General features: G+C 65.3%; 17 protein-coding genes and 1 other RNA gene. 12 read left to right on the top strand and 6 right to left on the bottom strand.

Annotation, left to right across the window (positions count from 1 at the left end; all coding sequences use genetic code 11):
* The first annotated feature begins 9 nt into the window (after positions 1–9).
* Positions 10–322: signal recognition particle sRNA (gene ffs, locus ACERIT_RS02150), an RNA gene on the top strand.
* 37 nt (positions 323–359) lie between these two features.
* Here the strand turns inward: ffs and ACERIT_RS02145 are convergent.
* On the bottom strand, positions 360–650 hold the full coding sequence (locus tag ACERIT_RS02145; protein ID WP_373673164.1) for a hypothetical protein: 291 nt from the start codon (positions 648–650) through the stop codon (positions 360–362).
* Between the two features lie 140 nt (positions 651–790).
* On the opposite strand from ACERIT_RS02145, the gene ACERIT_RS02140 reads away from it, so the two are divergent.
* The 4 genes from ACERIT_RS02140 to gatA are packed head-to-tail and all read left to right on the top strand — an operon-like array spanning position 791 to position 3,117.
* On the top strand, positions 791–1,078 hold the full coding sequence (locus ACERIT_RS02140; protein ID WP_373673163.1) for a zinc ribbon domain-containing protein: 288 nt from the start codon (positions 791–793) through the stop codon (positions 1,076–1,078).
* Positions 1,079–1,124: 46 nt separating this feature from the next.
* Entirely contained in the window at positions 1,125–1,436 is a 312-nt protein-coding gene (locus tag ACERIT_RS02135) for a hypothetical protein (protein ID WP_373673162.1), read from the top strand.
* A 58-nt stretch (positions 1,437–1,494) separates the two neighbouring features.
* Positions 1,495–1,833, top strand: a complete 339-nt coding sequence (gene gatC, locus ACERIT_RS02130; RefSeq protein WP_373673161.1) for an Asp-tRNA(Asn)/Glu-tRNA(Gln) amidotransferase subunit GatC — start codon at positions 1,495–1,497, stop codon at positions 1,831–1,833.
* Complete coding sequence (gene gatA / locus ACERIT_RS02125) at positions 1,834–3,117, top strand: Asp-tRNA(Asn)/Glu-tRNA(Gln) amidotransferase subunit GatA (RefSeq protein ID WP_373673160.1); 1,284 nt, start codon at positions 1,834–1,836, stop codon at positions 3,115–3,117.
* A gap of 194 nt (positions 3,118–3,311) precedes the next feature.
* Here the strand turns inward: gatA and ACERIT_RS02120 are convergent, their stop codons facing one another.
* The 3 genes from ACERIT_RS02120 to ACERIT_RS02110 all read right to left on the bottom strand — a co-directional run bounded on the left by ACERIT_RS02120 (position 3,312) and on the right by ACERIT_RS02110 (position 7,630).
* A complete protein-coding gene (locus tag ACERIT_RS02120; protein ID WP_373673159.1) occupies positions 3,312–5,909 on the bottom strand; it encodes a heavy metal translocating P-type ATPase in 2,598 nt (865 codons plus the stop codon).
* Between the two features lie 305 nt (positions 5,910–6,214).
* Positions 6,215–7,081, bottom strand: coding sequence for a sulfite exporter TauE/SafE family protein (locus ACERIT_RS02115; RefSeq protein ID WP_373673359.1), 867 nt, complete (start codon positions 7,079–7,081; stop codon positions 6,215–6,217).
* A 96-nt stretch (positions 7,082–7,177) separates the two neighbouring features.
* Complete coding sequence (locus ACERIT_RS02110) at positions 7,178–7,630, bottom strand: plastocyanin/azurin family copper-binding protein (protein WP_373673157.1); 453 nt, start codon at positions 7,628–7,630, stop codon at positions 7,178–7,180.
* 157 nt (positions 7,631–7,787) lie between these two features.
* On the opposite strand from ACERIT_RS02110, the gene ACERIT_RS02105 reads away from it, so the two are divergent.
* The 4 genes from ACERIT_RS02105 to ACERIT_RS02090 all read left to right on the top strand — a co-directional run bounded on the left by ACERIT_RS02105 (position 7,788) and on the right by ACERIT_RS02090 (position 11,992).
* Positions 7,788–8,513 (top strand): protein sorting system archaetidylserine synthase, encoded by a 726-nt coding sequence (locus ACERIT_RS02105; protein ID WP_373673156.1) that lies wholly within the window; start codon positions 7,788–7,790, stop codon positions 8,511–8,513.
* Between the two features lie 102 nt (positions 8,514–8,615).
* Entirely contained in the window at positions 8,616–10,058 is a 1,443-nt protein-coding gene (locus tag ACERIT_RS02100) for a glycerate kinase (RefSeq protein ID WP_373673155.1), read from the top strand.
* Between the two features lie 152 nt (positions 10,059–10,210).
* On the top strand, positions 10,211–11,413 hold the full coding sequence (locus ACERIT_RS02095) for a methionine adenosyltransferase (RefSeq protein WP_373673154.1): 1,203 nt from the start codon (positions 10,211–10,213) through the stop codon (positions 11,411–11,413).
* Positions 11,414–11,539: 126 nt separating this feature from the next.
* Complete coding sequence (locus tag ACERIT_RS02090; protein WP_373673153.1) at positions 11,540–11,992, top strand: DUF5804 family protein; 453 nt, start codon at positions 11,540–11,542, stop codon at positions 11,990–11,992.
* 55 nt (positions 11,993–12,047) lie between these two features.
* Here the strand turns inward: ACERIT_RS02090 and ACERIT_RS02085 are convergent, their stop codons facing one another.
* On the bottom strand, positions 12,048–12,962 hold the full coding sequence (locus ACERIT_RS02085) for a PLP-dependent cysteine synthase family protein (RefSeq protein WP_373673152.1): 915 nt from the start codon (positions 12,960–12,962) through the stop codon (positions 12,048–12,050).
* A gap of 126 nt (positions 12,963–13,088) precedes the next feature.
* On the opposite strand from ACERIT_RS02085, the gene ACERIT_RS02080 reads away from it, so the two are divergent.
* Entirely contained in the window at positions 13,089–13,484 is a 396-nt protein-coding gene (locus ACERIT_RS02080) for a thioredoxin (protein WP_373673358.1), read from the top strand.
* A 9-nt stretch (positions 13,485–13,493) separates the two neighbouring features.
* Here the strand turns inward: ACERIT_RS02080 and ACERIT_RS02075 are convergent, their stop codons facing one another.
* Positions 13,494–14,747, bottom strand: coding sequence for a Glu/Leu/Phe/Val dehydrogenase (locus ACERIT_RS02075; protein WP_373673151.1), 1,254 nt, complete (start codon positions 14,745–14,747; stop codon positions 13,494–13,496).
* 344 nt (positions 14,748–15,091) lie between these two features.
* On the opposite strand from ACERIT_RS02075, the gene ACERIT_RS02070 reads away from it, so the two are divergent.
* Together ACERIT_RS02070 and cdd are read left to right on the top strand one after the other, a co-directional pair.
* Positions 15,092–15,565: a MaoC family dehydratase gene (locus tag ACERIT_RS02070; protein WP_373673150.1), complete on the top strand. Its 474-nt coding sequence runs from the start codon at positions 15,092–15,094 to the stop codon at positions 15,563–15,565.
* 172 nt (positions 15,566–15,737) lie between these two features.
* Entirely contained in the window at positions 15,738–16,181 is a 444-nt protein-coding gene (gene cdd / locus ACERIT_RS02065) for a cytidine deaminase (protein ID WP_373673149.1), read from the top strand.
* Positions 16,182–16,214: the final 33 nt, after the last annotated feature.

Raw genomic sequence — 16,214 nt, 5'->3', positions numbered from 1 at the left:
ACTATCAGTTAATGGACTAGGTCGGGCGGTTAGGCCCCGCTCGAAACCCGCGAGGTAGTCTTCAGCGGGGACCGAACGCCGGGGGAGTCCGGGCCGGACCGGCTCGGGCCCCGGAAGCCAACGTGGAAACCTCGTCCGACGGGGACAGCGGTCCACGTCGCCCGCTCGCAGGAGCGGTCCGTCGTGGTTTGTCGATGATATCGGGTCAGGCGCGGAAGCGAGCAGCCCATCATCGAACGTGCGTCGCTCGTCGGGTCGCGGGGTGGAGGAGGCAACCGGGATTCCCCGCGCCGGAACGCCGGGCGATCCCGGTTGTCCACCATTCATATCATCCGTTACGTTCACTAGTCGGCGGTCTCTCACTCGGTGCCGCTTTCCCGCTCGATCACATCCCCGAGGAGTTCGCGGAGCCGCCTCGCCTCCTCGACCGTGATCTCCGCACTGGCGAGCCCCGTTCCGTGGTCGCCTGCGGTTGCCTCGATACTGATGGTGACCCCACCGTTTCCGGCCGTTTCGATGTCGATCGCTGCGTAGTCGGGAAACTCCTGGGGTGGCCCCACCGAGAGGTCGCTCTCGCCGACGCTGACGTCGACCGATGCTTGGTCGGCTCGTTCCAGATCGATCGTCGTCCAGGGATCGTCCTCGCTCATACGCCGAGGTACGAGGTCGACCACCTTAGGGATATGGCACGAGAGCCCACGCCGACGAACGCCACCGCGAAGATCGCTTCTCCCACCACAGGCCGAACGTCGTCAAAAGCTTATGACTCGTGCCCCCGTGGATTCCGATCGTGTCCGAAGGACGACCCGTCCAGTGTACGACATGCGATCGGACGATCGACGAGGACGCACGCGTCTGTCCCCACTGCGGCGAACTGCAACCATCGCCGATCCTGGCGGCCGGACTCGGCGGACTCGGCGTAACGTCACTGCTTTTTGGGGTTCCGCTTGGCGTGTTCACCGTCGGCCTCTCCCGCTGGGTCGGGTTCGCACTCGCCGTCATGGGCCTCGGGCTTGCGTTCGGCGGCTACACCGCCTATCTCGACGCAAAGGCGCGACGGCGAGGTCGGCCCCGATGAGTGAGCGGATCGACAGGTACGAGGATCCGCCGGCCGAACCGATCCCATGACCGATTTCGAGACCGGTGATCGGAGCACGGAGAAGACGCCGGCGACCGCCTCGAACGGGGCCATCACGGCACGATACGTCCACACTGACGACGAGCGAGTGCTCACGTTCGATCGGGACGGGCGAACCGCGGTGCTGGCCCAGAATGCCGAGGGCTATGCGATGGTGTCCGTTCGTGAGGGCCCTGACGGCACGGAGTTGGAGCGCTACTACGGCTTCGATATGGCGCTCGATCACGCGGCGGAACTGCTCGACGTTTCCGTCGAGGAACTTCCCATCCCCGATCCGGCCGCCGACATGGGTATGTGAGGTCCCGATCGGTCGCCCGATTCGAAACCCTTACTCCCCGGCCGTAACACCCTTCGGTATGAGCGATTCGTCCGAAAACCGGTCCGATCACGACGGGGACGACGCCGGCGGCGACGGCGAGGGCGATCCCGTCGTCGACGTCGAGGAGGTCGAACACGTCGCCGAACTGGCTCGCGTCGACCTCGATCCCGACGAGCGGGAGGCGTTCGCCGAGCAGTTCGCGGACATTCTCGAATACTTCGATGCACTCGATGAGGTCCCCGAACACGACCGCGAGGAGGAGCTCGTCAACGTGATGCGTCCCGACGAAGTCGCGGAGGGACTCACCCAGGAGGAAGCGCTGGAGAACGCGCCGGAGACCGAGGATGGCTACTTCATCGGGCCGCGGGTGTCCTAGATGACCGAGACCGACCTCAACGCATTCATCACCGAGGAATCGATCGATCCCACCGGGGAGGGGCCGCTCGATGGCGCCACCGTCGCGGTCAAGGACAACATTTCGACGGCCGGCGTCGAGACGACCTGTGGATCACGGATGCTCTCGGGGTACGTCCCGCCGTATTCGGCGACCGTCGTGGAGCGGCTTACCGACGCTGGAGCGACGATCGTCGGCAAGAGTAACATGGACGAGTTCGGGATGGGAACGACCACGGAGACATCGCATTTCGGGCCGACCCGAAACCCGGTCGACCCGGATCGCGTTCCCGGTGGATCCTCGGGCGGCTCCGCGGCGGCCGTCGCGGCCGGCGAGGCCGACCTCGCACTCGGCTCCGACACCGGCGGCTCCGTTCGCTGTCCGGCCGCGTTCTGTGGCGTCGTGGGGATCAAGCCGACCTACGGGCTCGTCTCCCGGTACGGCCTCGTCGCGTACGCCAACTCCCTCGAGCAGATCGGCCCGCTCGCACCCACGGTCGAGGAGGCGGCCGCGCTCCTCGACGTGATCGCCGGTCCCGATCCGAACGACGCCACGACCCGCGAGGTCGGCGCCGACTCGAACTACGCGGCTGCCGCCGATGGTGACGTCGACGGGATGACGATCGGTATTCCGGAGGAACTGTTCGAGGGCGCGGACACTGGCGTCGTCGAGACGATCGAGGCCGCGATCGACGATCTCGAAGCGCAGGGGGCACGGACGACGACCGTCTCCCTGCCCTCCGTCGAACACGCCGTCCAGGCGTACTACGTCATCGCGACCTCGGAGGCCTCCTCGAACCTGGCGCGCTTCGACGGCGTCAGGTACGGTCACTCGGCGGACGGCGACGGCGACTGGAACGAGTCGTTCGCCCGGACGCGCGAGGAGGGCTTCGGAGCCGAAGTGAAACGGCGGATCCTTCTCGGGACGTACGCGCTCTCGGCAGGCTACCACGACAAGTACTACAGCAAGGCACAGGACGCCCGCGCGTGGGTCCGCTCGGACTTCGAGGCGGCCTTCGAGGAGGTCGACGTGATCGCCTCGCCGACGATGCCCATTCCCCCCTTCGAGCTCGGCGAGGGACTCGAGGACCCCCTCACGATGTATCTCGCCGACGCGAACACGACGCCGGTCAACCTCGCGAACCTGCCCGCGATCTCCGTGCCCGCCGGTCGATCGGAGGGGCTTCCCGTCGGCCTTCAGCTGATCGGACCGAAGTACGACGAGGAAACGATCGTTCGCGCCGCAAGCGCCGTCGAGAGCCAATAGGCGGCGGATATCGGATACGCGACGATCTAGAGACGAGAGCCCCTTTTGAACGGGCGACCGAGAAATACTGCGTCGTCGACCAGATGTTCGTGGATCCGCTGACGATCGAGACCGACTGGACCGGCGAGTGTCCACGGTCGAGAACGGGAGCGAGAACCACCGACACGGATGGCAGGCCTCGACCCGGACTACTGCTACTCGTCTAACAGCACCTGCGAGGAGTTCGCGACGACGAGCAGGCTGCTCGTTCCCATCGCGATCGCCGCGAAAAGCGGGTTCAACAGCCCAGCGAGCGCGAGGGGAATCGCGATCGCGTTGTAACCGAACGCCCAACCGATGTTGCGTTTCACGCGCGTCCCGGCGGCCGTCGCCAGATCGAAAACGGTCCCGACCGACCGGAGATCGTCGTCGACGATCGCGACGTCGGCAGCATCGGCCGCCATCGCCGTGCCGCCGCCGAGGGCGATCCCGAGATCGGCCCGCGCAAGCGCCGGCGCGTCGTTGGTTCCGTCGCCGACCATCACCGTCGTTCCCCTGGTCGAGAGTCGTCCGACCGTTTCCGCCTTCCCCTCCGGAGGCACGCCAGCGAAGACCCGGGAGACGGCCTCGTGGTCGGCGAAGACGGACGTCGCCCGCTCGTCGTCACCGGTGAGGACGACGACGTCGATGTCGCGATCGCCGAGCGCGTCGAAGGTCGCTTCCCACTCCTCGCGCAGGTCGTCCCCGACCACGATCGTCCCGTGAGCCTCGCCGTCACGACCGACCGCGACCGGAACGCGTCCCACGGCGCGCGCCTCCTCGATCGTCTCCGCGACGTCCTCCGGGAGCGTCCATCCCTGCTCGACGAAGAGGGCGGGATGGCCAACGAGGACCTGAACGTCGTCAACGACGCCGGAGACGCCGGTTCGATGGCTCTCGAAGGATTCGACGGACTCGACAGCCGATCCGGTTTCCTCGTCGCGGGCGACAGTCGCAACCGCGGATTCTCCGCCGTCGGTGGTGGCGACCGGTCCGTCCTCGCCGAGTTGCTCGGGCGGCGTCGCCACCGACGCCGCCTCACCCGTAGTCGCCTCCGCGATCGCTTTCCCGACCGGGTGTGCGGAACGCCCCTCAAGGGCGGCCGCGAGATCCAGGAGGTCGGGTTCCAGATCGTGGTCGAGAACGCGCATCTCGCCGGTCGTCAGGGTCCCCGTTTTGTCGAAGACGACGGTCTCCGCCTCCCGGACGCGCTCGAAGACGGTCTCGTCGAAGACGACGATCGAGCGCTCGAGCGCGTCGCGGATCCCCGAGGCCACGGCGAGTGGCGTCGCGAGCCCGAGCGCGCACGGACACGAGACGATGAGAACCGTCAATCCGACGAGCATGGCGTCCGTGGGACCGGCGCCGGCGAGGAGATAACCGACCGTGGCGACGGCCGCGAGCGTGAGCACGACCGGGACGAACACGGTTGCGAGCCGGTCGGCAAGCGCCTGGATCCCGTGGTTCGAACTCTGAAGGTCCCAGACGAGCTCGGCGATGCGATCGAGGCTGCTCGTGGCGTCCTCGCCGACCCGGACGACGAGCGCGCCGTCGGCGAGGACGGACCCGCCCACGACCGGGTCGCCCGGCCGTTTGTCCACCGGAAGCGACTCGCCGGTCACGACCGCCTCGTCGACGGCGGCCTCGCCGTCCACGATCTCGCCGTCGACCGGGACGCGCTCGCCCGCCCGGACGAGGACTCGATCACCGGCCGAGAGGTCGTCGAGTGGGACCGTTTCGGTGCCGTCGGGGTCCGTTTCAGTTTCCGCTCTCGCACTCCCCTCCGTTCCCGTTTCCGCTCTCGCACCTCCTTCCGTTTCCACACCTGCATCCAAACCGTCGACGAGTCGGCACGCCTCGTCGACCTGCACGGTCGTGAGATCCGAAAGAAGCTCCGTGGCGCGGCGTTTGATCGACGTCTCGTAGTGGTTCCCGATCGTGACGATGACGAGGATCGCCACGGTCACGTCGAAGTAGACGTGCTCGGCACCGACGGCGATGGCGAGCACCGAGTAGGCGTACGCGCTCACCGCCGCAAGCGCGACGAGAAGGTCCATGTTCGGCGATCGGGTTCGAAGGCTTACGTAGGCACCCCTGAGGATCGGCTTCCCGGTCACCACGAGAACGATCGTCGTCAAGATTCCGACGAAGCCGTAGAAGTAGGTGCTCGATCCGTGGCTCAACGCGTCCGCGAGAAACTGGGCGGTCCGTTCGGTGTAGAACAGTCCGTCGAAGTAGGTCGGATAGATAATGGCGATGTACTGCAACATCACCATCATCCCGACGAGCACGCCGACCGCGAGCCGAACGGTCGCGATAGCGTCGGCTCGTCGTCGTCTGAAGGCGTCATCGCGCGAATAAGCGTTATAACCGAGTCCCGAGACGGCCTCCCGAAGATCCGCGTCGGAGGCGGCTTCCGGGTCGTGATCGATACGAACCGTCTCCGTGACGTAACTCGCGCTGGCAGCGCTCACGCCAGCCTCGGCTTTGGCTGCGGATTCGATGAACGCCTCGCAGGTCGCACAGTGCATTCCTTCCACCTCGAGGAACGTCGACTCATGATCCTCAGGGACTGGATCCGGATCGGATTCCGTGGCGTCGTTCGCCTCGCTCGCTCGCTCGCGAACGTCGTCGGCGTCGATCGCCGCCACCGAGTCGAGCGCCTCGTGGACGTCCCGACAGCCCGGACAGCAAAAGCGGTTGCCGGCCTCGTCGGTGACGTCCGTCGCCGGGAGGTCACAAAGCGTACACGTCGGGGAATCGGTCTGTGTCATCGTTGCGAATCGATCGTCGGGGTACGCGGGTCAGTGCGGGCCGTCGAGGGACGCCCATCGTCCGGCACGCCGGCCGATACGGGACGATGGGGTGTCGAAATTGGTTGCCCTCGGAGGACGACGGGTTCCATTGGTGCTGCTCTCTGCGGGGGTTGGGACCGGACGTGGATGACTGTTGTGTATCGGAGCCGATCGGCACGATCGGCGTCGGTCTCGATCGGATATAAAGATCGTCCCGATCGGGTACGACATCCGCCCCGATCGGATGTGATGACCGTCCCGATCAGGGGTGATGTCCCCCACGATCAGGCGGCACCGCCGGCGCCGCTCAGGGGATCGTAGAACGGGAACATCGGATGGGGTATGGAGATGCCCAGGCTCATCAGGCCATGGGCGAACAGGACGTATCCCAACACGACGAAGACGACCCCGAGCAGACGGTGGAGTCGGCGGCGATGAACCGCATCGACCGCCTCGATCACGGTCCCGTAGGCGAAGACGGCCGGGATCGTCCCGATCCCGAGCGCCGCGAGCGCGATCGCACCCGATCGGGGTGATCCCGTCGCGAACGCGTAGAGATAGGCCGGATAAAGGATCGGACAGGGCAACAGCCCGTGGAGTCCGCCGAGAACGACGATCCCGGGACCGTTCGCCAGCCGATCGACGTACGTCAGGAGCCAGCCGGTCACTCGTTCGATGCCCGGCACGTGGATCCCGGTGGACGCCCGAGCGAACAAGTACCGCAAACCGATGGCGACCACGAACACCCCGACGACGACGCCGACGACGCCGCGAACGAGGCCGGCAGCCGACGCGAGCGAGTCGGCAGTCACGAGAAGCGCCCCGCCGAGGGCTCCGAAAAGCGCACCGATGAGCGTGTAGCTCGTCGCCCGCCCGACGTTGAAAAGCGCGTGTTGGCGGACCTCGTACGGTGTGAGATGTGATTCTCGTCCCCGGTTCCGCCCTCGATCCGACCCCGTCGCTCCGGTCGTCGTTTCCCGAGTGGTTGTGGAACTGCCCTCTCCGACCGTTCCGCCGTCCGATCCCGTTCCCATCCGGTCGGCATAGACCGTGACGAGCGGACCACACATCCCGATGCAATGGGCACCACCGAGCAGCCCGACGAGCAGGAAGAGTGCGACGTCAACCCCGAACAGATCGGCGGCCGAGATCTGAAGGGCAGTGGCGATGCTCCCGTCCGCGAGGCCGCCCGCAGTTCCGGCGATCGCGTCGGGAGCGACGAACCCGTCCGGCGATCGTTCCATCGATCACTCCTCGACGATGACGGCGCCGATCATCCCGCCCTGTTCGTGGGGGATACAGACGTAATCGTATCGGCCGGGGATCTCGAAGGTGTGGGTGAATTCGTCGGCGTTCTCGAGAGCGCCGCCGCGGTTGCTCCACCACTCGTCGCGTGCGGTCTCCTCGTCGTCGTAGCCCCCGGTCGCGAAGTATTCGGCATCCTCGGGGATCGCGTCCTCGTAGGCCGTGACGGTGTGGGTTCGCGCGCTCGTGTTGCGCCAGGTGACCGTCTCGCCGACCGCGATCGTGACCTCCTGGGGACGAAAGGTCGTGGCGGTCATGCCGACGTCGTAGGGGTAATCGCCGTCTCCGGCTCCTCCGTTTCCGGTCCCCAAACTCCCGAGACAGCCCGAAAGCGGGATCGTCGACGCCACGGTCGCCGCGCTGCCAGCACGAGCGAGGAACCGTCTGCGCTGCATACACGACGGTGGGAGTCGCCGCGGTTTATGTATCGCGGTCCGCTCTCGAATCGTGAGAACGCACTCGTTTGGCGCCGACCGCGGACGGGACCGAACCGATCCACGAGGGGGCCCAGGGATAACAAAACGTAAAGCCCTGCTGGCCGACTCGCTGGATATGAAGCCGCGGTTCGCCGGGCGATTCGGGCTCGCGGACGCCGTCACCGTCACGAACGCAGCGGTGGGGTTCGTCGCCGTGATCGCCGCGACGATCGACGTCGAACTCGCCGCACGATTGGTGTTATTCGGAGCCATCGCCGACGCGCTGGACGGGATCATCGCACGTGCTCGCGGGTCCTCGGAAGCCGGAGAGCACCTCGACTCGCTGGCGGACGTTGCCTCCTTTGGCGTCGCACCGGCGACGCTCGTCGCGATAACCACCATCGACGCGGGTGCCGCGTTTCCGGACCCGATGTTTCTCCTCGGAATCGCGGTGCCCGCCGTCTACGTGGCCATGGGGGTCACTCGCCTCGGACTGTACTCCGCCTACGACGTCGAAAGCGAGGAGACGAAGGGAGTGCAAACGACACTGGCCGCGACGATGATCGCTGCCGCCGTCCTCGCAGGCTACAGCGACCCGATCGTGCTCGTCGGCCTGACCACCGTGCTCGCGGCACTCATGGTCTCGCGGGTGACCTACCCGGACCTCCACGCCCAGGACGCCGCCATAATGGGCGTCGTTCAGGCCGTCGCGATCGTTCACACCGGGTACTGGGGACGGGTCTTCGCGTTCGCCCTGCTGTTTCTGGCCGGCAGCTATCTCGTCTTCGGGCCCTGGTTCTACTGGCGCGATTGCCTCGATATCGGCGCCGTCGGGAGCGGAAACGGCCCGGACGACGTTTGATCCGGAGATGAGCCGTGACGGGAGATCGGGGATGGCACGGTCAGAAACACCGAATCCGTGCCGTTGCACGACGTTTATGTCCTCCCCGACCGCTCACCCGGTATGAACGACGAGGCCGATCCGGCCACGCCACGAGAGGGAGTTCGGATCCGCGACCGTGATGTGCACGTTCGATCACCGACACATGCGCTCGCGCTGGACTGTCTGACCGCCGGGATTGACGCCGCGCACCCGCGACGGGTGGTCCACGAGTCGATCGAGTTCGAGGGGAATGTCCTTCGGATCGACGAGACCGAGTACGATCTCTCCGACTACGAGGAGCTCGTGGTCCTTGGCGGCGGGAAGGCGACCGCCACCGTGACCGTCGAACTGGAGACGATCCTCGGCGATCGGATCACCGACGGCGTCATCGTGACGAACGATCCACGAGAGACCGATCACGTACAAGTCGAGACGGCGAGTCATCCGGTCCCCGACGAGGCGGGCGTCGCCGGGGGCCGCGCGGTGCTCGATCGAGCCACGACCTGTGGCGCGAGAACGCTCGTGCTCGGAGTCATCACCGGGGGTGCGAGCGCGCTCCTGCCGGCTCCCGCCGGGAATATTGGCCTCCCGGAACTTCAGGAGACGACATCCGCGTTGCTGGAGGCGGGCGCGACGATCGACGAGATCAACGCCGTCCGCAAACATCTCTCCGCCATCAAGGGCGGTCGTCTCGCCGCCGCACTCGGGACCGAGGCGGAGGGGTCACCCGACGTCGCCTGTCTGCTCTGTTCGGACGTCGTCGGTGACGATCCGGGTACGATCGGCAGCGGACCGCTCGTTCCCGACGAGACGACTTTCGAGGACGCCCTCGACGTCGTCGATCGATACGATCTCGACGTTCCGAGCATGGTCCGTGATCGACTTGACCGCGGCGTCGCCGGCGAGATCCCCGAGACACCAAAGCCCGGGGATCCGATATTCGATCGCGTGTCGATCCACCTTCTCGCCTCCTCACTGTCGGCCTGTCTGGCCGCTCGAGACGCGGCTTCCGGGATCTCGGGAGCCGATTCCAATACCCCGACTCGAACCGACGGGGAGGCGATAGTCCTCTCCTCGCGGATCCGTGGTGAGGCGGCGGAAGCGGCGATCTCCGCCGCCGGCATCGCAGAGGAGATCGTCGCTTCCGGAAACCCCATTGAACCGCCGGCAGTCGTCGTTTCCGGCGGCGAAACGACCGTCTCCGTCACGGAGTCGGGCGAGGGCGGACCCAACCAGGAGTTCGCGCTCTCGGCCGCGCTCGAACTCGACGTTTCCGGGGTCGTCGTGGCCGCGGTCGACACGGACGGCATCGACGGGCCCACGGAGTACGCGGGCGCGATCGTGAGCGCTGAGACCGTCTCGGCGGACGGACCGATCACGCCGGCCGAGGCCGCTCACGCGCTCGCAACCAACGACGTGACGCCCCCCCTTGAGCGTGCGTCGGCGACGATCGAGACGGGCAAGACCGGAACGAACGTGAACGACCTGCGGGTGATCGTCGTCCCCGAGGATGCGGGCGAATAACCGGAGTCGAGGATCGATCCACGGCTCGATCCTCGAGAACTACCCTTCGATCGCTGATCCCCTGTTCGATCCGTTGATATGCACGTGAGGAATTACTCACGGGCAAACTCTTTCCGCAAGTTATACCGTATCGCATGTGATACCGATCGGTAATGAGCCGGAATATCCAGGTCAGTCGTCTCGACCGCCGTCCCGTCGAGGACCAGGAGGTCGAGATCGTCGAGCGGAAGGGGGTCGGCCATCCCGACTCGATAAGCGACGGGATCGCAGAATCCGTCTCGAGAGCACTCTCACGTCTGTATCTCGACCGCGTCGGGAAAGTGCTTCACTACAACACCGACGAGACGCAGTTGGTTGCAGGCACCGCGGCTCCGGAGTTCGGCGGCGGCGAGGTCATCGAACCGATCTACATACTCATCGTCGGTCGCGCGACCAAGGAGTACGAGGGGACGCATCTGCCGGTCGATTCGACCGCACTTGCGGCCGCACGCGAGTACCTCTCGGAGACCGTCCCCGAACTGGAGTACGGAACCGACGTCATCGTCGATATCAGGCTCGGTGAGGGATCCGGCGACCTTCAGGACGTCTTCGGCGAGGAGGAAAAGCAGGTTCCGATGGCCAACGATACGTCCTTCGGGGTCGGCCACGCACCCCCCACGGAGACCGAACGGATCGTCTACGACACAGAACGCGAACTCAATACGAGCTATCACGCGGATCATCCCGAACTCGGCCCCGACGTGAAGGTCATGGGCAAACGTGAGGGCGACCGGATCGACATCACGGTCGCGGCGGCGATGGTCGACCGGTACATCGATGACCTGGAGGCATACGATGACGCCGTCCAGTCGGTGGCCGAGTTCGTGACCGAACTCGCCCGCGACCGAACCGACCGGGAGATCAACGTCGAGGTCAACACCGCCGACGACTACGAGGAGGGCTCCGTCTACCTCACCGTCACCGGCACCTCGGCGGAGATGGGCGACGACGGGTCGGTTGGCCGCGGCAACCGTGCCAACGGGCTCATCACCCCCAACCGACCGATGTCGATGGAGGCGACCTCCGGAAAGAATCCGGTCAACCACATCGGAAAGATCTACAACCTGCTCTCGACGGAGATCGCCGAGTCGGTCACGGACCAGATCGACGGCATCCGCGATCTGCAGGTTCGACTTCTCTCACAAATCGGGCGACCGATCGACGAACCGCACGTGGCCGACGTCCAACTGGTCACGGTCGATGGAATCGAACTCTCGGATATCGAGGACGACGTGGCGGCGATCGTCGATGCCGAACTCGCCGACGTCACGGGCGTGACGAAGCGGGTCATCGACGGCGACGTCTCGACGTTTTAATTCGGCGATCGGCGCTCCGTCCACGTCAGCGATCGACACCGCCGTTCAGGACGGAACGGTCATATCTGGTACGAAAGGGAAAACGGGACCACAACCGATTTGGCCATACGGCGGCTTCTCTTCGGCATGACGACGGTGTGTCTCGTCGGGGATCCGACGGTGACTCTCGCCTACGAGCTGCTCTCCCGTGAGACTGCCCGGGAGGCACTTTCGACCTACGAGATCGAGGAACCCTTCGAGAACGCCCTCGCCGTCGAGACCGTGAGTCTCGGTGCCGCCGTCTCGCTTTGTAACGATCTGAAGTGGTACCGCGACCGATTCGTCGCGGAGTCGCTCGTCCGTGATCCCTCGATCGATGCCGACGAATGGCTCTCAGCCGACCTCGCCGGTCTGGTTCGTGACGGGGACGTTCCGCCCGAGGAGACCGACCGCCGGCTCAAGATCTTCGGCGTTCGCGACGGCGAACTCGTCGATCCAGAATACGTCCTTCGCGAGCAGGGAACCGTTCCCGAACGCGATCGCGACGACCTCGAGGGGACGGTCGTCGTCCGCGTCACCGAGGCCGAGTTCTCGACGTGAGCGACCCCCATCCGACGGGTGGGATCACCGATCGACTCCCGGCCGGTCGAACGCCTCAATCGAACATCCCGGTCGACATGTATCGCTCGCCACTATCCCAAAAGACCGTGATCACGAGCGGCTCCTCGCCGGCATAGGTGCCGGCGTCCCGAAGCTCGCGGGCGACCGTCTTCGCGGCGAGGTTCGAGGCGCCGGAGGACTGGCCGACGAAGATCCCCTCCTCGCGAGCGAGCCGACGACACTCCGCCTCCGCGTCGGACAGCTCGATCGGGTGTATCTCGTCGAGCAGTTCGACGTCGAGGTTCGGGGAAACGAATCCCGGACCCATCCCCTGAAACGAGTCACCAGTCGGGTCCTCGCCGGAGAGGACGGCGCTTTCGGCCGGCTCAACGGCATCGATCCGGAGGTCCGGAAACTCCTCCCGAAGCCGCCTGCCGATCCCCGTGATCGTTCCGCCGGTCCCGACGCCGGCGACGAGGGCATCTATCGGTCGCTCTTCGCGCTGTTCGAGGATCTCCGCTGCGGTCGTTTCGTAGTGGGAACGCGGGTTCGCCGGATTCTCGAATTGCCGAAGCTGGATGAGTCCCTCCTCAGCCTCGAGTTCGTCGGCCCGATCGTTGGCCGCGGCGATGCTCCCCTCGACGAGTTCGATCTCGGCGCCGTAGGCGCGCATTATCTCGCGACGTTCGGGTGATTTCGATTCGGGCATCACGATCGTGACGTCATAGCCCTTTACGGCGCCGATCGTCGCGACCCCGATCCCGGTGTTCCCGGAAGTCGCCTCCACGATCCCGTCGCCGGGTGAGAGTTCGCCGCGTTCTTCCGCGGCCTCGATCATGTAGAGCGCGGGACGGTCCTTTGCGGATCCGCCGGGATTCTTCGATTCGACCTTTGCGGCCACCGTGGTCCCCTCGGGAGACGAGACGCGGACCAGCGGCGATCCGATGCTCTCGAGGATGCCGTCGTCCATCGGTGGTGACTACGTCGAGGGGGCCTAAACCCTCTCCGGTCGCGCGACGGGGGACGACCGAGCGCCACGAGCGGTTCGATGCCGTCGAAACCGGCCGCCGACACGCGGCTTATAAGCGAGGCGTCCATATCCCTCGCCATGACGCTACGGACGATGCAGCCGAACACGGCGTGGAGCCCGGCCGGGTACGAGGACGTGATCGAGACTCTTGGGAGCGATGAATACGTCTTCAAAGTCTGGGGCGGCGACTGGTGTGGTGACTGTCGAAGCCAGCTTCCGGACTTCGCGGCCGCCCTCGATGCGGCCGGCGTGCCCGATGACCGGATCGAACATCATCCGGTCGAGAAGGACGACGACGGGTCGAAGCACGGGCCCGGCGTCGAGGAGTACGGGATCGAGTTGATCCCGACGGTCGTCGTCGAGCGCAACGGCGAGGAAGTCGCTCGATTCGTCGAGTCGGCCGACGTGCCTATCGCCGCCCACCTGGCCGAGCAGCTCGAGTCGGCCGACGCGACGGCATAAACGGACCGATCAGGGCCAGTTACCGGCCTGCTCGTAGGCGTCGACGACGCGTTTCAACGCGACGACGTAGGCCGCGGTTCGAAGGTTCGGCAGGTCGTGCTCCTCGTAGGCATCGATGAGCGCGTCGAAGGCGTCGGACATGACCTGCTCGAGTTCCTCGTTCACCTTGCGTTCGCTCCAGCTGAACCGCTGTCTGTTCTGAACCCACTCGAAGTAGGAAACGGTGACGCCCCCGGCGTTCGCGAGGATGTCCGGGACCACCCAGACGTCGCGGTCGGCCAGGACCTCGTCGGCACCGGGCGTGAGCGGCCCGTTTGCGGCCTCGGAAATGACGTCGGCCTGCACGTCCTCCGCGAGTTCGGCGTCGATCGCGTTCTCAAGGGCGGCCGGGACGAGTAGGTCGACGTCGAGGGTGAGCAGATCCTCGTTCGTGATCTCCGTCGTCTCCCCGTATCCGACGACGCTTCCGGTGTCGTTTTTGTGCTCTTTGACGTCCTTGGCATCCAACCCACGTGGATCGTGGATCCCACCCGAGGAGTCGGAGACTGCCACGACCGTGGCGCCGAGGTCTTCGAGAAGGTCTGCGGTGATCCACCCGGCGTTTCCGTATCCTTGAACCGCCACCGATGCGCCGACCATTTCCTTGCCGATCCAGTCGAAAATGTCGCGTGCGGCAAGCATCGTCGAGCGGCCAGTTGCCTCGACGCGACCCTCGGAGCCGCCGGAGTCGATCGCCTTCCCGGTGATGACGCCGGGCGCGGTCGTGTTCTCAAGGGTCTCGTAGGTGTCCTTGATCCAGTTCATCTCCCGCTGGCCCGTGTTGACGTCGGGTGCCGGGATGTCGCGGTCCTCGCCGATGATCGGGCGAAGTTCAGTCGCGAACGCACGAGTGATCCGCTCGAGTTCGGTTTCGGAGTACTGTGCAGGATCGATGCTGATCCCGCCCTTTCCGCCGCCGTAGGGGATGTCGACTATGGCGCATTTATACGCCATCCATCCTGAAAGCGCCTTCACCTCATCACGCGTGACGCCCGGATGATACCGAATTCCACCCTTGTAGGGACCACGGTCGCCGTTGAACTGCGATCGGTAGGCCCGAACCGTCTCGAGGGATCCGTCGTCGAGTTCGACGGTCAGGTTCGTCTCGAGTATTCGCTCGGGATTCTGGAGCCGCTCGATGACGCCCTCGTCGACATCGAGGTGCGCGGCTGCATCGCCGATTTGTTCTTGGAGACTTTCGAACGGGTTGGCATCGTTCGACATACGCGATAAAGATATATGCGCGTGGTTAACTGTACCGTCTCGGAGTCGCCATCGTGGTACCCATTGCCAACTCATACACGCGGTGAACGGAAGAACCGAAACGAGTCATCGAACACCGGAATTTCGCACTAAACACGGCTATTCGGTCACTAAATGCGGGTATTCGGTTACCAAACACGGTCATTCCGTCACCAATCGGTGACCCGTGTCGATCACATCGGCGTCGGTTGTGGCCGCCTTCCGAAGCATCGCCGGGCGATCGCTGGGCGAGAAGAAGACGCTCCGTCGAGCCCTGGTTCGGCTTGGTCGTGAGGATTAATACGGAGTCGCCGGAGTGGACACGTGTGACCGGGCGCCACTACGAGGAGTTCGAACGCGGCGAAACGATCGATCACGCCACACGGCGCACCATAAGCGAATCGGACAACCAGCGGTTCTGTGATCTGACGATGAACGGACAGCCGCTCCACCTTGACGCGGCCTTCGCCGCCGAGACGACCTTCGGCGAGCGGATCGTCAACGGCCTGTACACCCTCTCGCTCGCCGTCGCGCTCACCATTCCCGAGACGACGGACGGAACCATCGTTGCGAACCTCGGATACGACGCGGTCGAACACCCGAACCCCGTCTTTCACGGCGACACGATACGTGCTCGATCGACGGTGACCGACAAACGCGAGACGAGCGACGGCGATCGAGGGGTCGTCACGATGCACGTCGAAGCCTTCGCGATCGAGGGCGACGACCCGGCAGACGACAGGCTCGTCTGCGAGTTCGACCGCACGGTTCTTTCGAAAAAGCGCGCCACGAGCAAGTAGCGCCCTGCGATCGGTCGAACAAGACGTCCTGAGCGTGGTGACCGACGTTCCGACCGCGATCGGCCGACCACGCTCGACCGATCGCCATCCGACCGATCGCCATCCGACCGATCGCCATCCCATTCATGACCGCCTCGTGGGTTTTATCGCAAGCGTCACCGATGGGGTGCATATGGACATCGATCCGCTGATCGAGCGAGCTCGAGACGCGCTCACGAACGCTCATGTCCCGTATTCGGAGTACTCGGTCGGTGCCGCGCTCCGGACCGCGGACGGGACCATCCATACCGGCTGCAACCTCGAGAACGCGAACTACTCGAACAGCCTTCACGCCGAGGAAGTCGCGATCGCGAAGGCGGTCACAAACGGGCACGAGGAGTTCGATCGGCTGGCAGTTTCCTCGGGCGTTCGCGACGGGGTGACGCCGTGTGGGATGTGTCGCCAGACGCTCGTGGAATTCTGTGACCCGGATCTGGTGATCGTCTGTGACGAGGGGGACGGGGAATCGACGACCTACGTCCTCGGTGAGTTGCTTCCGGCGGCGATCTCCGCGAAGATGCTTTCTGAGGCGGCCGACGAAGGGGCGACGAATGAGGGCGAGGGCGCGGACGACTAAACCCCAACCGAGTTTCTGCCGGGTGAGCACCGT

The sequence above is a fragment of the Halopenitus sp. H-Gu1 genome (assembly GCF_041821145.1).
In the GTDB taxonomy this organism is placed as follows: domain Archaea; phylum Halobacteriota; class Halobacteria; order Halobacteriales; family Haloferacaceae; genus Halopenitus.
This window is presented reverse-complemented; position numbering and strand designations above follow the sequence as displayed.